Raw genomic sequence first — 16587 nt, 5'->3', positions numbered from 1 at the left:
CGAGCGCGTACCCGCTCCGCCAGAGCAGCAAGTCCGCGCACCCAGCCCGACCCCAGTGACCGCGCCACTGTCGCGGATTGGCGAATCACCAATGCCTGCAATAACATTCGTGATCACGCGAGATCATCCCCGGCAGGCGTACGACGCCAGGACCGAGCAGCGCAGTCAGCGCTGCTGAGTCGCCGAAATACATCGGCCGACCATTGCCCTTGCCCGACCCAGGCCAGCAAACGCGATCACGGAACGCTATCCCACTGCTGTTCGGGTGCATCGGCGTTGCACCAGCGGGTGGACACCCAAGCCCCGGCACCAGGACCGCCGAGAACGGCGAGGCAGCCGCCAAGGTCATTGCTGACCTGGCCGTTGGGCTGGATTGTCCAATGTTGGCTGACCCAATTGGTACAGGGATTGAGCTTCGCCCACAGACTCTCCCCCGGTTGTTGCAGGCACTCCCCGGGAAAGGCCACGCTCTCGATCTCTCGGTCGCCGTTGACATTCCAGCGCTGGAAGTCTGTGCCATTGCAAGGGTTGATCACCACAGGGCTGACCCAGCTGCCACTCGGGGCGTCTAGACAGAAGTCGCCCAATCGGCTTTTCAACTGGACCGGACCGTTGGCGCTCGCCGTGCCGGCGCACAGCACCGCGACGCCAAACACCGAACCCGCGAGGGCAAGGACACGGGTCCGGCGCACGCTGGCTCTCAACACCGGTCCGCGCATCCCGACTCCATAATCACTTGGCGCAGCTTCACTGACCGCACGGCGCAGTACACACCGAAACCACCGCCGCCACAGCAGGTTTGCCACGGGTAACGAGATCCTCACTTTAGCCTGCGTCTAACCACTCCGCATCTGGTGAGGCATTTCCCGCCGGGACTCCGCCGCGTGTGCGCCTACACCGCCGAGGTTCACCGGCCAATCCTGCTACGGACAAAGGGCTTCCGAGTGATCCAACGAGTGCGCTATAGCGCGTAACGCGAATAGCAGGCGTCCATATCACCGCCAACGCCGGCACGGAACGCGGCAATCCGGGTGAACCCGGCCGGCACGCTGATCCCGTCGGCGTCACTGGCCACCATGTGGTTGGTGAGCAGTCCGGAAACGGCTTCGTCGAGGTCACCGGCTGTCAGAATCAGTTGCTGACCGGACGGCAGGTCGATCGGCTCGGCCATCTTGCGGTGTGCAACGCCCGTCAGGCAGGCCGTGCGCAGGGCGGTCCACGGACTCTGCATCGCCAGCCCGCGTTCATGCTGCGCCGCCAGCGCGTATCTCGACATCACGATCGACAATGCGGTGTCATCGCCCTGCGGCAGTGACTGTTCGTCGGTGCCGGCGACCTTTCCCATGGCCGCCAGCGCCGGCAGGTCCACCACGATCGTGTTGCTGGCCGGACAATACGACGCCGGCGGGCTCGGCCTGGCATCTCGACAGCCCGTCGCCTGGTAAGTCAGCGTGGGGGGATTCTTGGGCGAAAAGATTTTGCCCATCAGCTCCATCAGCGTCTTCAGCGTGTCTTCGTTGATCGCTACCTCGCCGGTCTCCTGGTTCCCGCTGCTGTCGACCCGCAGGCCCTTCGGCAGGTCGCCGCGGCGCTGCTCGATCTCGGACTTGTTGATCGCCGCACAAGCCGCGGTACCGCTGAGGAAGCCCATCTGGAAGGCGCTGACACGGTCCAGGGCGGACCCGTGTTCGTCGTCGTTTTCCGACTCCGCGTCCATCACCGGGTCACGGGTGGTGATGATCCCGGCGAGCACATGGTCGAGCCCGTCCGCGGTGCTCAGCGTGAAGCGCGGCGACTCACCCGCGGCCACCCAGTACAAATAGACACCGGCGAAGCAATCCGCTTGTTGCTCACGGACAATGGTGGCGTCGTTGCGGGTCACCAACTTCGCCATCGTCTGCAAGGCATGGCCGAACTCGTGGGCCAACACGCCGGTGACGGAGATGTCGCCGAAATACTTCTCGGCGACGGGCATGAATACGCCGCGATCCCAGGCGATCAGGTTGCAGCGAGAGGTGAAGAACGCGTTGACGAGTTGGTAGGTCTCGTTATGGCAGACCATGGGGCTGTCGGGGTTGTTGGAGTCGTAGGACACCAGCTTGTCGACGGGCTTGAACGTGCCCTTGAGGGCTTCGCTGTAGACCCCTTTCCAGTAATCCTGGATGTCGTTGATCGACAGCAACGACAACTGGTCGATCGGGCCGTTATTGGTGTTGATCACCGTACCGGTGGGCGCGGGGCCATTCAGACGCGGACCGCTGGGACCGTTGGTCGCGGGCAAACCACCCACCCGGAACGGGTCGTTGAGGATCGACAGCGCGCGGCCCTCCACCATGGTGGTACAGCCGGCCACGACCAGCACGGCCCCGAGACCGGCCGCCGCGGCGCGCAGCGATGCGGTCAGCCCGCGAGCGCGCCGCCGACGCGATTGACGCCTTTTCCGACCGCAGTTATCCATGTAATCGACCCCATCCCGACCGGCCTGCACCCAAGGAGTCTCAGTTTAGATCGGTTGGTTGTTGGTCAGTGCGCAAACGATGCAGCGATGCGGCAAAAACTCCGGGTTACGCGTTCGGCCCGAGCAGGCCGGTGCCGCAACGGTTTCTACACTCGGATCAACGCTTGGCTGGCCGCGAACCGGTGCGGCGGCCCAGCCGGCGCGCTCAGCGCTAAGACACCGGTGCGCGATGGCGTTTGTCGTGTGGGGTGACGCCGTTGACGCCCCCGATGGACTGCGCATAGCTGCCCACCGCGAACGCCACTCCCGAGCCCATCACCGCCAATGCCTCCCGGTTGATGTTGTCGATCGTGTCCCGCGCGCTCTGGTAGTTAGGGTCGAACGCGACGCCGGCTTGACCGCCCCAAAGCCGGGCCTGCACAGTGGTTTTCGGTTGCGAAGCGCCGGTGGTAAGGCCGCCGACGGGCACACCCGCGATGAGGAACGGATGGTAATCGGCCCTGGCGCTCAGCGGCATGTCGGCGGGCCGCTTACCGGCCAGGTTCAAGTAGCCGGCCAGGGTGCGTTCGACGGCAGCCGAACCTTCCGGCACATCGGCTGGTGCCACCCCAGCCCCGGGCGGGCCGGACTGGTCACCGTCGTCGGTGAAGAAGCCCGCGTTCGGCGATCCCAGCATGTCGAAGTTCAGGTACATCGCGATGTCGTTGAGCTGTTCGCCATCAAGGCCGAAGAGGTAGTCCATGGCACCGCTGATTCCGGCGCCCCAGAAGGCGAACCGCACCGCATTACTCACCGGCGGCAGCGGCCCCAGCTGCAACGCCGTTTCCAGCACCGCGGCCACCCCGGACCCGCCGTCGTTGATGCCCGGACCCGCGGCCGGGCCGTCGAGATGCGCACCCAGCATGACCACCTCATTCGGTGTCCCGGTTTTGGTCTGCGCCAGCACATTCCGCGATGTGATCTTGACGTTCTCAGTGTCCAGCACCAGCCGCACCGCAGCGGTTGCGCGTCCCAGGGCAGCGGCGCCGTTGGTATCGACCACCGCGACAGGCACGGTGAGCTGGTTGTAGTAGCCGGGGCTGAACAGCGTCGGTGGGCTGCCTTGTCCCTTGGGCTCACTCACCACGATCAGCGCAATGGCACCCTTGGCGAGCGCGCTGTTCTGCTTGTCGACGATCGAACAGCGAGTGTCGTCCACCACGGCTATCGCGCCTTTGGGCAGCGCGGACGGATAGTCGCCGACGGCGCAGCCGGCCGGCTGGGTGGGCCGCACTGGCTGGCCGGTCAGCCCCCCGGGTGGCGTCCGAACCAGTAGCGAGGCCTGATCGACGGGATAGCTGCGGCCGGCAACCGTGAGTGCCGGTTGGCCCTGGGACGCGGTGTACAACCGCTCAAACTGAGGCGTAGAAACCTCAAACCCCTTGGCACGCAAAGCATTCGTCACGTATTCCACGCTGGCGTCGTAACCCGGCGTGCCCGTGGCCCGGTTGCCGTGGTTGGCGTTGGCGATCGCCTGCAGCGCCCGCAGGTGGACGAACATCCCGTCAGCGGTGACCTTGCCGGCCAGCGCACGGCCCAAGTCGGGAGCCGCGGCCGGCGGCGCCGGCTTGGGCGTCGAGCAGGCGGCCAGCAGACAGACCAGCAGCAACGTCGCGGCCAGGCTCCGCATCATGGCTTGACGAGCACGTGACGGGTCCGGTCCTCCATCGGGGGAACACCATTGCGGCCGGTCAGGTCCTGCGCGTACAGGCCCACGGAGTAGGCCACACCGCCACCCTGGATGCCCAGCGCCGTTTTGTCGATATGTTCTAGGGTGTCACCTTTTTGGTGATAGTTGGGATCGAAAGGCTCGTTTGCGGTGCCGCCCCACAGCTGTGCCTGCTCCTCGGTCTTTTTGACCTCCGCGCCGGCGAAGAGCCCGCCGGACGGGATCCCCGCCAGCGTAAACCCGTCGTAGTCGGAACGACCGTCGAACGCGGTGTCCTGCGCGGTCTTGCCGGCCATCTTCAGGTAGGCGGCCAGCACCCGCTCGATTCCGGCCGAGCCTTCCGGCACCACCGGCTGGCCCCGAGTATCCAAGGGCAGCGACTGGTCTCCGTCATAGGTGAAGTACCCGGGATTGGGAGAGGCCAGCATGTCAAAGTTCAGATACAGCGCGATGTTCTTGAGCGCGTCGAGGTTGAGCGACTCGACGTAGTTGCGCGACCCGATCAGCCCCAGCTCCTCGGCACCCCAGAATCCGAACCGCACCGCGTTGCGGACTTGAGGTGAATTGCCCAGTTGCACAGCAGTTTCCAGGACCGCAGCCACTCCGGAGCCGTTGTCGTTGATCCCGGGACCCTCTGCCACGCTGTCCAAATGGGCGCCTGCCATCACCACATCGGTGGTCGACCCGGTTTTGGTCTGGGCAATCACGTTGCGCGCCTTGAAGCTCTGCGTGCGGGCGACGAGCTTGACGGTTGCCGGCCCGGACTTGCCGCGAAGCTGCATGCCCACCGACTTGGTGACACCGACGACCGGGATCTTGACGTCGGTGTTGACCCCCAGGGTGCCGCCCATCGACTGCTCGTCGACGTTGTCGACGATGATCAGCGCCGCCACCCCCTGCTGCGCGGCAACCTCTTGTTTGTGGGCGAACTCGCAGCTGCCCCGGTCCACCAGCGCCACGGCACCCTTGGCGGGGAGTTTGTCGTAGTCGGCAGCGGTGCAGCCCGGGCTGTCGTCTGCGGGCACCGACAACAACGATCCGCTCACCCCGTCCGGGGCGGTGCCAAGGCTGTATTCCAGCGCGTGCGCCTCCACGGTCAGGCCACCAACCGTCACCGACCCCTTCTCCGCGTGGAACACGCGGGCCGAAAACTCGGGTGTCTGAACGTCAAAACCGCTGTTGCGCAAGGTGTTGACGACGTAGTCGACGCTGGCCTCATAGCCCGGGGTGCCCACCGCACGGGTGCCGTTGTTGGCATTGGCGATGTCTTGCAGTTTGGCCAGATGCGCCATCATCGCTTCGGTGTGCACCCGGTTGTGCAATGCTTCGGCGAACTCGGCCGCGGCCGGATTGCCGGTAGGGGTCCGCGGGCAGGTCGACGAACGAACACAACCGACCAGCAGCAAGGCAACGACCACCACCGCGGCCAGCGCCGTGGTCTTTGATTTGTTCGCCATCGCGCCCAGATTAGACCGCGGTTCGGCCGCAGCGCTGCTCGACACCCATCCGATGGGTGATCGGTCCCGACTCAAACGAACTCAAACGAACTCAAACGAACTCAAACGAACTCAAACGAACAAAGCGTTGAACGGTGCCACCGGGATGTTGCGCACCACGAACCAGGCCAGCACCAGCGACAGCGTCACCAGGGCCGCCCAGCGGTTGCGCTGCCAACCGCGTATCCGACGGCCCACCAGGCGACCATAAGTCCACGCCAGGTATGCCCACACCAAGAGCACCACCGCCGCCAGTCCAAGAGCATTGAACCTGGCGGCGGCCAACAGATTGCCGTGCATAAGGCTGTAGAGCATTCGCAGACTGCCACAGCCCGGGCAATCGATTCCCAGCAATGCCTTGGTGGGGCATACCGGCAGCGGACCGTTCGGCGTTGTCGGGTCGCCCACCCAGATGGCGGCGCACACCAGCATGGTGATTGCGGCCACCAGCAGGGGCGCACCCAACCGCAATGGCACCGGCCCTTGGGCGGTCACCATGAACTCGCCTTAGAACATCCCCACGAGCATCGCCGCGTTCGACGTCCCCGCGTTCAGCGCGCCGACCGCCATCAAGATGCCGTAGATGACGATGACGACCACACCTGCGATAGCCGACCACATGCAGAACTTCTTGGCGGCATCGGCGGCCGCCTGAGCCTCTGCGTAACGCCCTTGTGCCCACAGCCCACTGACCTGGGTGGACTTGACGATCGCAACGATCCCAAGCGGCAGACAGCAGAACAACGTCACCAGAATGGACCAGACCAAGTAGTTGTCGGGTTGTTGCCCGGCGGGTGGCTGCTGCGGTGGGTAACCAGGCGGTGGTGGTTGTGTCATGAAGACTCCAGATCAAGAGAAGTTAGCTGGCCTAAAGCGGTGCTTACCATACCCGAGAGCCGTCGCCACGGCACCACCAAATCGCAAAAATCCACGCAGCCGTACGCTGCGCCGAACGGGTCGCGCGCCGCGTCGCAGCATCCTTGGTGGGTACCGACTCGGCCCGGATCACCCCGGCGACAATCGTTTACCGCTGTCACCAGGATCACCCGATGCCAGGCACGTCGACCCAACCTGGACGAAAAGAGCTGGCCGCCTAGCACTTTCCAATTACCGGCATCCGGCCCGGGCGCCACCCGAACATGATCAACCTACGCCTGACACCCAAATTGATGTCAAGACAGACAATTTCCAACGGAACGTGTTGTAGGCCTGCGGCATAGCCGGGTCACGGCGCGTCCACACCGGTCGGCGCAGCACTGTTTTCCGGCGAGCGACACCAATACACTCACCGATGTCGACGCAGCCGCATCGTCGGTCCGATACACCAAGGAGTCAAGGATGTCTCATCTCACCACCGTGCTGCGAGCCGCGACAGCGGCGGCGCTGACGGGTAGCTTCGCCTGCCTGGCTACTGCCACCGCGAATGCCGACCCCACCGGCACTGCGTCCGATGTCAACACACTGGCCGGCTCGGTGTCGAAGGGTTACGGCCTCAACAATTGCACCGCCCAGACGATCACCGGCGCTGAATTGGCGGCGCTGTCGTGCGGACAAAGCCCCGACGCCGCGGGGCCCGCCCTGGCCAAGTACATCCTCTTTGCCAACCCCGACGATATGAACGGCTCATTCAAGGCCAGCATCAAGGACGAAACCCTGACCGCGTGTGGGGACAGCGGCCAGTCGCCGACCACCTGGCGTCAGGGCAGCGCGGGCGCCACGGCCGGACAGGTGGCCTGCGGCACCTATCAGGGTGCCGCCGAAATCATCTGGACCACCGACGCCAAGAACATTCTCAGCTACATCCGCGCCACCAATTCGGACGTCCCGGCCCTCTACCAGTGGTGGCGAACCAACGGCTGACGCTTACAGTTGCGCCGCAACCAATTCCGCCACCGCGCGCATCCCGGTGCCATTGGGGTGCAGCGGCGCCGGGCGCCCCGGTAGCGACACCCCGAAGCGTGCGGGCTTGACCGTCCACGGCTCAGGCGACCACGCGTGGTGATCGCGGCTGGCCGCCGCCGCGCGCACCACGCCACAGCCGGTGATCGCGGCGGCCTCGGCGGTAAGCCGTTCCAGCGTTGCGGCAACGTGGCGGCCGAGTTCGCTGTCCGCCGCGGACAGCGGCGGCGACGGCACGCCCGCCGGGGGCAACAGCGTGAGGTAGTCGACGAAGAAAACCCGCGCCCGCGGCGCCTGCCGTCGTAGCGAACGACCGACATCGCACAGCGAGTCGAAAACCTGGGCCAGGGCCTGATCGCGGGAGTTGTGGTCCAGCAGTTCGGCGATCCACGCGCCAAGCAGCGGCATGCGTCGCGCCGATCGCGGCAACGCCGCGGCCATCAGCAGCGGAACGTAGCCGATGTCGTTGCCGCCAATGGTGACCGTCACCAACGATTCCGAGCCGTCCAGCGCGGTTATCTGGGGCGGCGCGCCCTGCTGGGGATCGCACAGCACGTTGGCGGTGGTGGCGCCGGAGTAGGTGACGTCCACCAACTCGAGGTTGTGCCGTTCGGCGACCAGATGCGGGTAGTTGCGGGCCGATCGGCCGGACCGCCACGGTGCGCCGGCCGCGCGGGGCCGGATGCCCGGGCCGGCGGCCATCGAACTGCCTAGTGCCACATAACGTTTGCCGCGTCCGGTCATAGCTCGGGGCTGGAGGCCTGTGCCCAAAAGCGCTTCGGGATCCTGCCGGCCCGGCGTGCCAGATAACCGGCGGTGACGGCCGCGGCCATCGCAGCCGCCATCGCCGGCGGATCTGCGGCCCGGGTCACGGCGGTGGCCAACAACACGGCGTCACAACCCAACTCCATTGCCAGCGCGGCATCGCTGGCGGTGCCGATGCCAGCATCGAGCACCACGGGGACACCGGCCCGCGCGACGATCATCTCGATGTTGTGCGGGTTGGTGATACCGAGGCCGGTGCCGATCGGCGAGCCCAGCGGCATCACCGCCGCGCAACCGGCGTCCTCGAGCCGGCCGGCCAGCACCGGGTCGTCATTGGTGTAGGGCAGTACCACAAACCCGTCGTCTACCAATTGCTCTGCAGCCCTGACGAGTTCGACTGCATCGGGTAGCAGGGTGCGCTCGTCGGCGATCACCTCCAGCTTGACCCAATTGGTGTCCAGCGCCTCACGGGCCAGTTGCGCGGTCAGCACCGCCTCGGTGGCGCTGCGGCAACCCGCGGTGTTGGGCAACGGGGTGATACCCAGCCGGTTGAGCACGTCGAGCAGACCGGTTCGACCCTCGGCGTCGACGCGGCGGATCGCGACGGTGGTCAGCTCGGTACCCGAGGCGACCAATGCCTCTTCCAGCACAGCAAGGTTCGCCGCCCCGCCAGTGCCCATGATCAGCCGCGAAGCGAAACTGCGGTCGCCGATCGTCAGTTTGTCACCCATCTCAGCCACCCTGCACCGCCGTCACCACCTCGAGTCGAGCACCTTCGGAAAGCGTTGTCGACCAATCAGATCGAGGCAGCACCGCCCAGTCCAGGGCCACCGCGATACCGCGGTCTGGGAAACCGAGCGACCGCAGCAGCGCGGCCACCGTGGTCTGCTCGTCGACCTCCACCTGCTGTTCGTTGACGACGACGATCACGAGCGGGCTCCGGCCATGGCGAGTTGGGACACGATCTGCTCGGCCGTCCACGGCGCCAACAGGAATCCGGATCGGCCATGGCCCGCGGCGACCAGAGTCCGCGCGTCCAGGCGTTGCACGATCGGCAGATTGTCGGGGGTCATCGGGCGCAGCCCGGCGGAGCACTCCGCCAGCTCGTACTCACCCAGGGCCGGCAGCACCGCGCACGCGTCCTCCAGCAGGTCACGCACGCCCGACACCACCGGCGCGGTATCGCGGCCGTGTTCGTACTGGGTGGCACCGACCACCACCCCGTCGGCCCGTGGCACCAGATACACCTGGCGACCATGAACACGTGCCCGGATAACCCTGCACGGCAACGGCATACAGCCCTTCCGCCAGCGCAGCCGCAACACCTCGCCCTTCACCGGGCGCACCGGCAGCCCGGGCCACAATGCGGGGGCGTCAATGCCGTTGGCGATGACCACCGCATCACCCTCGGCGTCGGACAAGGCGGTCACCGGAGCGGCCCAGGCGACTCCGAGCCGCTCACAGTCCAGACCCAGCGCCTCGAGCAACACGCGGTTGTCCACGGCCAGTTCGGTGGGAGCCCGGAAACCGTGCCGGATCCCTTGCGCCAGAAGGGGTTCGACGTCGCGGGCGGCCGACTCCCACACCACCGGGTGCCCCTGCTGCGACAACCAGTCCGCGACGGTACGCAGGTCGGCGACGTCGGCCCGGTCGACGGCCACCACCAGCGACTCGCGGGCGGTGACCACGTGTGCCGGCAGCCCGTCGAGAAAGCCGCCGTCGTGCCACAGCCGCAGCGACTCCAGCCCGAGCCGCAGCAGCCGTTCCTCACCCGGCCAGCCTTCGCTGTGCGGGGCGATCATGCCGCCGGCGACCCACGACGCGCCGTGCTCGCCGCCGCGATGCACCCGCACCGACCATCCGGCCCGGGCGGCCCGGCGCGCCACCGACATACCGATAACGCCGCCGCCGATCACAGCCAGTGACCCCGCCGGTGTGGGTGTTGACATCCTTGCTCCCTTCGCCGGCATGACCCGGATCAGGTGTGACGGTCAGGGCCGGCCCATCGTGCAAGCCGGCTTGCACATTGGCTTGCACATTGGCTTGCACATTGACAGAGCCCACTCTCAGTCCCGCTGGTCACCCGGGACTCCCGTGCCTACAGGGGTTCTTCTGGGTTCCAAACTAGCGCGCTAGCGTCGCAGTGTGCAGTCCCGTCTGGCCCGTCTGGCTCGCTTAGCCGAGGCGAGGCTCTATTTGTGCACCGATGCGCGCCGGGAACGCGGCGACCTGGCCGAGTTCGCCGACGCGGCGCTGGCCGGTGGCGTCGACATCATCCAGCTGCGAGACAAGGGCTCGGCGGCAGAACAGCGCCTCGGCCCGCTGGAGGCACTCGACGAGCTGGCGGCCTGCGAGATCCTCGCCGACGCGGCCCGCCGGCACGGCGCCCTGTTCGCGGTCAACGACCGCGCCGATATTGCCCGCGCCGCCGGTTCCGATGTGCTGCACCTGGGTCAACGCGACCTGCCGTCGAGCGTGGCGCGTCAGATCGCAGGGCCGGGCGTGCTGATCGGGCGGTCCACCCACGACAGCGACCAGGTTGCCGCGGCTGCTACCGGAGATGCCGACTACTTTTGTGTAGGACCCTGCTGGCCCACCCCGACCAAGCCCGGCCGCCCCGCGCCGGGGCTGGACGTGGTGCGCTCGGCCGCGGCGATCGGTGGCGACAGGCCGTGGTTCGCGATCGGCGGTATCGATGCGCAGCGCCTGCCCGACGTGATTGCTGCCGGCGCCCGGCGGATTGTGGTGGTGCGCGCCATCACCGCGGCCGACGACCCGACGGCCGCCGCCCAGCAGCTCAAATCAGCGCTTCTAGCAGCGAGCTGACCCGAGGGCTCAGCTGCGATGGCGCCTGGTCCGCGTCCCCCGGTACGCACCAGACGAAAACCCCGTCCTCGATTACCACCGTGCACGGCAGGCGGTGCCGGCGTTCGTCGCCGTGGCGCAGTGGCACGGTGACCGGGGCGGAGCGCAGCAGCTGCCAGCTGGCGGCGAATCCGGGATGCAGCGGCAGCTCGGTCACGTCGTTCTCGGCAACCCAGCGCAGCTCGGCGCTTTCCCGGTTGGGCACCGTGTGCAGCAACTCATCGGTATCGGCGACGACCGTCGTGTAGGTCCAGGCAGTGCCCCGGGGACGGGCCGTCACCAGGACCGACCGCACGACAAGCCGCTCGGTGGCCAGGCCCGCCTCTTCACGCGCCTCGCGGACTGCGGTCTGTTCCGGAGTCTCATGACTGTCTCGGGCGCCGCCCGGCAGGCCCCAGGTACCGCCCTGATGGCTCCACACCGCTCGATGCTGCAGCAGCACCGCGGGGCCGCCGTCGGGTAGCGGGGCGCGCAGCAGCAGCCCGGCCGAGCCGTATCTGCCCCAGTAGTGGGCGCCGTTGTCGGATATCACCCATCCGTCCCCGTCGCCCTGCACCAATTCAGGATATGCACGCGAAGCCGCCGGGGCCTTCCGGGTATTCGAGGGTGATTAGGGTAATTGGGTCTGCCTCCCACATCTGTCGGCGCATTCTCTTAGAATTCGCTTATCCGGGTTGGTGACTTCGCCGAACTAGCCGAACAAGCCGAACAGATATCGAAAGCTGAGGTCGGAGCAGACGTGACGGTTGAGCTGGCGCACCCGTCGACCGAGCCGCTGGGTTTGCGGTCGCCCGCGGAACCGGCCCATCCGCGCTGGTGGTTTGTCTCGACGACGCCCGGCCGCATCTTGACCATCGGCATCGTGCTGGCGGCTTTGGGTGTGTGCAGCGCGTTCGCTACATCGACGACGATCAACCACCGCCAGCAGGTGCTGACCACCGTGCTGGAACATACCGAGCCACTGTCGTTTGCGGCCGGACGGCTGTACACCACGCTGTCGGTGGCCGACGCCGCAGCAGCCACCGCCTTCATCGCCCAGGCCGAACCCCGCGCCGTCCGGCTGCGCTACGAGCAGGCCATCACCGATGCAGCGGTGGCGGTCACCCGCGCCTCGAGCGGTCTCACCGATGAGTCACTGGTGCAATTGCTGGGGCGCATCAACGCCGAACTGGCGGTCTATACCGGCCTCATCGAGATCGCGCGCACCAACAACCGGGCGGGTAATCCGGTCGGTTCGTCGTACCTGTCCGAAGCATCGGGGCTGATGCAGTCGACGATCCTGCCCGATGCGCAACAGCTGTACCAGGCGACGTCGGAGCGGGTCGACACGGAAACCACCGCATCCACCCAGATCCCGGCGCCGGTGATCCTGGTCGTCACCACCACGGTGGTCTTCGGCGCCTTCTCCCATCGCTGGCTGGCCCGGCGCACCCGCAGACGGATCAATCCAGGTCTTGTCGTCGGTGCGCTCGGTATTCTTGTCATGGTGGTCTGGGTGGGAATCGCGCTGACAATCTCTACGGCGGCCAGCCGTAGCGCCAAAGACACGGCCGCCGAGTCGCTGAAGATCGTCACCAACCTGGCGATCACCGCCCAGCAGGCCCGAGCCGACGAGACACTGTCGCTGATCCGGCGCGGCGACGAAGAGATCCGCAAACAGTCCTTTTACCAGCGTATCGAGGAGATGCACCGCCATCTCGACGAGTACATGAGCCGGCCCAATGCCGTCGACAAATCCGACCTGCAGGGTGCCGACCAGCTGCTGGTCCGCTGGCAGCAGGCCAACGACCGGATCAACTCCTACATTGCGGTCGGCAACTATCGCGCCGCCATTCAGGTCGCGTTGGGCAAGGGCGAGGACGACGCCACGCCCGCGTTCGACAAGCTCGACGAAGCGCTGACCAAAGCGATGGAGCAAAGCCGTAACCGGCTGCGAAACGACGTCCTCAACGCGCGGCGCGGACTGGCCGGCGCCCAGGTGGGCGGCGTGGTCCTCAGCCTGGGCGCCGCCATCGCGGTTGCGCTCGGGCTCTGGCCCAGGCTGAAAGAATATCGGTGATGCGCGGCCTGCCCAGCGTCCGGCGGGCCGCCACCGCGCTCGTCACGGCGATCGTGCTCGCCGGGTGCGGGCACCCCGAATCGCTGAAAGTGGAGGCGACCCCGACTCTTCCGCCACCCACCCCGGTCGGAATGGAAGTGATGCCGCCCAAGCCCCCGCTGCCGCCGGACACGACGAGCGAGAACTGTAACCCGACGGCAAGCCTGCGTCCGTTCCCCACCAAGGCTGAGGCCGACGCCGCGGTCGCCGACATCCGCGCACGCGGCCGGCTGATCGTCGGGCTCGACGTCGGCAGCAACTTGTTCAGCTTCCGAGACCCGATCACCGGGGACATCACCGGCTTCGACGTCGACATCGCCGGCGAGGTGGCGCGCGACATCTTCGGCAGCCCGTCGCGGGTCGAGTACCGGATTCTGTCAGCCGCCGAGCGCATAACCGCGCTGAAGACATCACAGGTCGACATCGTCGTCAAGACCATGACGATCAACTGTGAGCGACGCAAGCTGGTGAACTTCTCCACCGTCTACCTGGACGCCAACCAGCGGATTCTGGCTCCGCGTGACTCGCCGATCTCCAAGGTGTCGGACTTGTCCGGCAAGCGAGTCTGCGTGGCCAGGGGCACCACGTCGCTGCGCCGTATTCAAGAGATCGCACCGCCCCCGGTCATCGTGTCGGTGGTGAACTGGGCCGATTGCCTGGTGGCAATGCAACAGCGGGAGATCGATGCGGTCAGCACCGACGACTCGATTCTGGCCGGGCTGGTGGAAGAAGACCCTTATCTGCACATCGTCGGGCCCGACATGGCCAACCAGCCCTATGGCATCGGGATCAATCTAGACAACACCGGGCTGGTCCGGTTCGTCAACGGCACACTCGAGCGGATCCGCACCGACGGCACTTGGAATACGTTGTACCGCAAGTGGTTATCGGTCCTCGGTCCGGCGCCGGTGCCACCTCAGCCGAGGTATCTGGATTGATGTCCCCCAAGCCCGCTCACAACCACTCAGCCACCGACGATCAGGAAGGCCGAGAAGAGCTGGCACAGGGCACACCGTCGGCCGACGCACAGACCGGTGCGGCCGCCGCCAGCCGGCCACCGGCGACTCAGGCCATTTTCCGTCCTGATTTCGACGATGATGACGACGACCTGTCCATCTCGCTGGGCGCCATAGACACCCAGCCGCAGGAGCGAATGTCGGCCGCAAAGCGAGCGCTGCCGCCGGTCAGGAAGCTGGGCGGCGGCCTGGTGGAGATTCCACGGGTACCCGATATCGATCCGCTCAAGGCCCTGATGACCGACCCGGTAGTTCCCGAGTCGAAGCGGTTCTGCTGGAACTGCGGACGCCCCGTCGGTCGCAGCGGCGCCGAGGGCAAGGGAGCCTCCGAGGGCTGGTGCCCGTACTGCGGCAGCCCGTACTCATTTCTGCCGCAGCTGTGCGCCGGCGACATCATCGCCGGTCAGTACGAGGTCAAGGGCTGTATCGCGCACGGTGGCATGGGCTGGGTGTACCTGGCGCTCGACCACAACGTCAACGACCGTCCGGTGGTGCTCAAAGGCCTGGTTCATTCCGGGGACGCCGAGGCGCAGGCGATCGCGATGGCTGAACGGAAGTTCCTCGCCGAAGTGGTGCACCCGCAGATCGTGCAGATCTTCAACTTCGTCGAACACACCGACCGGCAGGGGGACCCGGTCGGTTACATCGTCATGGAGTACATCGGCGGGCAGTCGCTGCGGCGCGGCCGCGGCGAGAAACTGCCGGTCTCCGAGGCGATCGCCTACATCCTGGAGATCCTGCCGGCGCTGAGCTATCTGCACTCGATCGGCCTCGTCTACAACGACCTGAAGCCGGAAAACATCATGCTCACCGAGGAGCAGCTCAAGCTGATCGATCTGGGTGCGGTGTCGCGGATCAACTCGTTCGGATACCTCTACGGCACTCCCGGCTTCCAGGCGCCCGAGATCGTGCGCACCGGTCCCACCGTGGCCACCGACATCTACACCGTGGGGCGCACCCTAGCGGCACTCACGTTGAACCTGCCCACCCGCAACGGGCGGTACGCCGACGGACTGCCCGACGACGATCCGGTGCTGGCGAAGTACGACTCCTTCGGCCGGTTGCTGCGCCGGGCCATCGACCCCGACCCGCGACGGCGATTTGCCAGCACAGAAGAAATGTCGGCGCAATTGACGGGCGTGTTGCGGGAGGTGGTCGCCGCCGACACCGGGGTGCCCCGGCCCGGGCTGTCGACCATCTTCAGTCCCAGCCGGTCCACCTTCGGCGTGGACCTGCTCGTCGCGCACACCGACGTGTACCTAGACGGCCAGGTGCACGCGGAGAAGCTGACCGCCAAGGAGATCGTGACCGCGCTGCAGGTACCGCTGGTCGACCCGACCGACGTCGCAGCCCCAGTCCTGCAGGCCACGGTGCTTTCGCAGCCGGTGCAGACCCTGGACTCGCTGCGCGCTGCCCGTCACGGCGCCTTGGACGCCGAAGGTGTGGACCTTTCCGAATCGGTCGAACTGCCGCTGATGGAAGTCCGGGCGCTGCTGGACCTCGGTGATGTCGCCAAAGCCACCCGCAAACTCGATGACTTGGCCGAGCGGGTGGGTTGGCGCTGGCGGCTGGTCTGGTACAAGGCGGTCGCTGAGCTGCTCACCGGCGACTACGACTCTGCCATCAAGCATTTCACCGAGGTGCTGGATACTTTTCCGGGCGAACTCGCGCCCAAGCTGGCGCTGGCCGCAACCGCGGAGCTGGCCGGCTACACCGACGAGCACAACTTCTACCAGACGGTGTGGCAGACCAACGACGGCGTGATATCGGCGGCGTTCGGCTTGGCCAGAACCCTTTCGGCCAAGGGTGATCGCGCCGGCGCGGTGCGCACCCTCGACGAAGTACCGCCCAGCTCAAGGCATTTCACCACCGCCCGACTGACCAGTGCGGTCACTTTGCTGTCGGGACGGTCGCAAAGCGAAATCAGCGAGGAACAGATCCGCGACGGCGCCCGGCGTGTGGAGTCGCTGCCGCCGACCGAACCGCGCGTGCTGCAGATTCGGGCGCTGGTGCTCGGCGGCGCGATGGACTGGCTGCAGGACAACCAGGCCAGCACCAACCACATCCTCGGCTTTCCGTTCACCGATCACGGGTTGCGGCTCGGCGTCGAGGCGGCGTTGCGCAGCCTGGCGCGGATCGCGCCCACGCAGCGGCACCGCTACACGTTGGTAGACATGGCCAACAACGTGCGTCCGACTAGCACGTTCTAGCTTGGGGTTCAAGGTGTTTGGGCTTTTGCGCTAGCGTCGGGTGAGTTCGCCGTAGCGTCAGGTGTGCTCGCT

16 protein-coding genes are annotated in these 16587 nt (G+C 66.5%); 5 read left to right on the top strand and 11 right to left on the bottom strand.

The window, feature by feature from the left end:
* Positions 1-236: 236 nt before the first annotated feature.
* The 6 genes from EET13_RS03170 to EET13_RS03145 form a co-directional block, all read right to left on the bottom strand.
* A complete protein-coding gene (locus EET13_RS03170) occupies positions 237-719 on the bottom strand; it encodes an Rv1419 family lectin (protein ID WP_122440923.1) in 483 nt (160 codons plus the stop codon).
* A 242-nt stretch (positions 720-961) separates the two neighbouring features.
* Positions 962-2458: a neutral zinc metallopeptidase gene (locus tag EET13_RS03165; RefSeq protein ID WP_122440922.1), complete on the bottom strand. Its 1497-nt coding sequence runs from the start codon at positions 2456-2458 to the stop codon at positions 962-964.
* A gap of 211 nt (positions 2459-2669) precedes the next feature.
* Positions 2670-4130 (bottom strand): M28 family peptidase, encoded by a 1461-nt coding sequence (locus tag EET13_RS03160; protein ID WP_122440921.1) that lies wholly within the window; start codon positions 4128-4130, stop codon positions 2670-2672.
* Positions 4127-5623: a M28 family metallopeptidase gene (locus EET13_RS03155; protein ID WP_122440950.1), complete on the bottom strand. Its 1497-nt coding sequence runs from the start codon at positions 5621-5623 to the stop codon at positions 4127-4129. Before EET13_RS03155 ends, EET13_RS03160 begins: the two co-directional genes overlap by 4 nt.
* Before the next feature lie 111 nt (positions 5624-5734).
* Positions 5735-6160, bottom strand: coding sequence for a DUF2752 domain-containing protein (locus EET13_RS03150; RefSeq protein ID WP_122440920.1), 426 nt, complete (start codon positions 6158-6160; stop codon positions 5735-5737).
* Between the two features lie 9 nt (positions 6161-6169).
* Complete coding sequence (locus EET13_RS03145; protein ID WP_122440919.1) at positions 6170-6499, bottom strand: CD225/dispanin family protein; 330 nt, start codon at positions 6497-6499, stop codon at positions 6170-6172.
* Positions 6500-7000: 501 nt separating this feature from the next.
* Between EET13_RS03145 and EET13_RS03140 the strand changes: the two genes are divergently transcribed.
* Positions 7001-7522, top strand: a complete 522-nt coding sequence (locus EET13_RS03140) for a serine/threonine protein kinase (protein WP_122440918.1) — start codon at positions 7001-7003, stop codon at positions 7520-7522.
* Positions 7523-7525: 3 nt separating this feature from the next.
* On the opposite strand, the gene EET13_RS03135 is transcribed toward EET13_RS03140, so the two are convergent.
* The 4 genes from EET13_RS03135 to thiO are packed head-to-tail and all read right to left on the bottom strand — an operon-like array spanning position 7526 to position 10275.
* Complete coding sequence (locus EET13_RS03135) at positions 7526-8305, bottom strand: SGNH/GDSL hydrolase family protein (protein WP_244603737.1); 780 nt, start codon at positions 8303-8305, stop codon at positions 7526-7528.
* On the bottom strand, positions 8302-9057 hold the full coding sequence (thiG, locus tag EET13_RS03130) for a thiazole synthase (protein ID WP_425293623.1): 756 nt from the start codon (positions 9055-9057) through the stop codon (positions 8302-8304). Before thiG ends, EET13_RS03135 begins: the two co-directional genes overlap by 4 nt.
* 1 nt (position 9058) lies before the next feature.
* A complete protein-coding gene (gene thiS, locus EET13_RS03125) occupies positions 9059-9256 on the bottom strand; it encodes a sulfur carrier protein ThiS (protein ID WP_122440916.1) in 198 nt (65 codons plus the stop codon).
* Positions 9253-10275 carry a glycine oxidase ThiO gene (gene thiO / locus EET13_RS03120; RefSeq protein ID WP_122440915.1) on the bottom strand — a complete coding sequence of 341 codons (1023 nt, stop codon included), beginning with the start codon at positions 10273-10275 and terminating at the stop codon, positions 9253-9255. Before thiO ends, thiS begins: the two co-directional genes overlap by 4 nt.
* Before the next feature lie 217 nt (positions 10276-10492).
* On the opposite strand from thiO, the gene thiE reads away from it, so the two are divergent.
* Positions 10493-11152, top strand: a complete 660-nt coding sequence (gene thiE / locus EET13_RS03115) for a thiamine phosphate synthase (RefSeq protein WP_122440948.1) — start codon at positions 10493-10495, stop codon at positions 11150-11152.
* On the opposite strand, the gene EET13_RS03110 is transcribed toward thiE, so the two are convergent.
* Complete coding sequence (locus EET13_RS03110) at positions 11124-11747, bottom strand: NUDIX hydrolase (protein ID WP_122440914.1); 624 nt, start codon at positions 11745-11747, stop codon at positions 11124-11126. The two genes, thiE and EET13_RS03110, sit on opposite strands and share 29 nt — an antisense overlap.
* 183 nt (positions 11748-11930) lie before the next feature.
* On the opposite strand from EET13_RS03110, the gene glnX reads away from it, so the two are divergent.
* From glnX to EET13_RS03095, 3 genes are read left to right on the top strand one after another with little or no spacing between them, the layout of a single operon-like run.
* Positions 11931-13250, top strand: coding sequence for a protein kinase G-activating protein GlnX (gene glnX, locus EET13_RS03105; RefSeq protein WP_122440913.1), 1320 nt, complete (start codon positions 11931-11933; stop codon positions 13248-13250).
* Positions 13250-14227 (top strand): glutamate ABC transporter substrate-binding protein, encoded by a 978-nt coding sequence (locus tag EET13_RS03100; RefSeq protein ID WP_122440912.1) that lies wholly within the window; start codon positions 13250-13252, stop codon positions 14225-14227. Before glnX ends, EET13_RS03100 begins: the two co-directional genes overlap by 1 nt.
* Positions 14227-16515 (top strand): serine/threonine-protein kinase PknG, encoded by a 2289-nt coding sequence (locus EET13_RS03095; protein ID WP_122440911.1) that lies wholly within the window; start codon positions 14227-14229, stop codon positions 16513-16515. The genes EET13_RS03100 and EET13_RS03095 overlap by 1 nt, the downstream gene beginning before the upstream one ends.
* Positions 16516-16587: the final 72 nt, after the last annotated feature.

Origin of the sequence: Mycobacterium attenuatum (assembly GCF_900566085.1) — a bacterium.
GTDB classification, from domain to species: Bacteria; Actinomycetota; Actinomycetes; order Mycobacteriales; family Mycobacteriaceae; genus Mycobacterium; species Mycobacterium attenuatum.
The sequence above is the reverse complement of the archived record's forward strand: the minus strand, read 5'-3'. Positions and strand labels throughout refer to the sequence as shown.

What these genes read in the sequence shown, in the direction of transcription:
- EET13_RS03170 (WP_122440923.1), bottom strand. Translation starts at nt 719, where the DNA reads ATGCGCGGACCGGTGTTGAGAGCCAGCGTGCGCCGGACCCGTGTCCTT.
- EET13_RS03165 (WP_122440922.1), bottom strand. Translation starts at nt 2,458, where the DNA reads ATGGATAACTGCGGTCGGAAAAGGCGTCAATCGCGTCGGCGGCGCGCT.
- EET13_RS03160 (WP_122440921.1), bottom strand. Translation starts at nt 4,130, where the DNA reads ATGATGCGGAGCCTGGCCGCGACGTTGCTGCTGGTCTGTCTGCTGGCC.
- EET13_RS03155 (WP_122440950.1), bottom strand. Translation starts at nt 5,623, where the DNA reads ATGGCGAACAAATCAAAGACCACGGCGCTGGCCGCGGTGGTGGTCGTT.
- EET13_RS03150 (WP_122440920.1), bottom strand. Translation starts at nt 6,160, where the DNA reads ATGGTGACCGCCCAAGGGCCGGTGCCATTGCGGTTGGGTGCGCCCCTG.
- EET13_RS03145 (WP_122440919.1), bottom strand. Translation starts at nt 6,499, where the DNA reads ATGACACAACCACCACCGCCTGGTTACCCACCGCAGCAGCCACCCGCC.
- EET13_RS03140 (WP_122440918.1), top strand. Translation starts at nt 7,001, where the DNA reads ATGTCTCATCTCACCACCGTGCTGCGAGCCGCGACAGCGGCGGCGCTG.
- EET13_RS03135 (WP_244603737.1), bottom strand. Translation starts at nt 8,305, where the DNA reads ATGACCGGACGCGGCAAACGTTATGTGGCACTAGGCAGTTCGATGGCC.
- thiG (WP_425293623.1), bottom strand. Translation starts at nt 9,057, where the DNA reads ATGGGTGACAAACTGACGATCGGCGACCGCAGTTTCGCTTCGCGGCTG.
- thiO (WP_122440915.1), bottom strand. Translation starts at nt 10,275, where the DNA reads ATGTCAACACCCACACCGGCGGGGTCACTGGCTGTGATCGGCGGCGGC.
- EET13_RS03100 (WP_122440912.1), top strand. Translation starts at nt 13,250, where the DNA reads ATGCGCGGCCTGCCCAGCGTCCGGCGGGCCGCCACCGCGCTCGTCACG.
- EET13_RS03095 (WP_122440911.1), top strand. Translation starts at nt 14,227, where the DNA reads ATGTCCCCCAAGCCCGCTCACAACCACTCAGCCACCGACGATCAGGAA.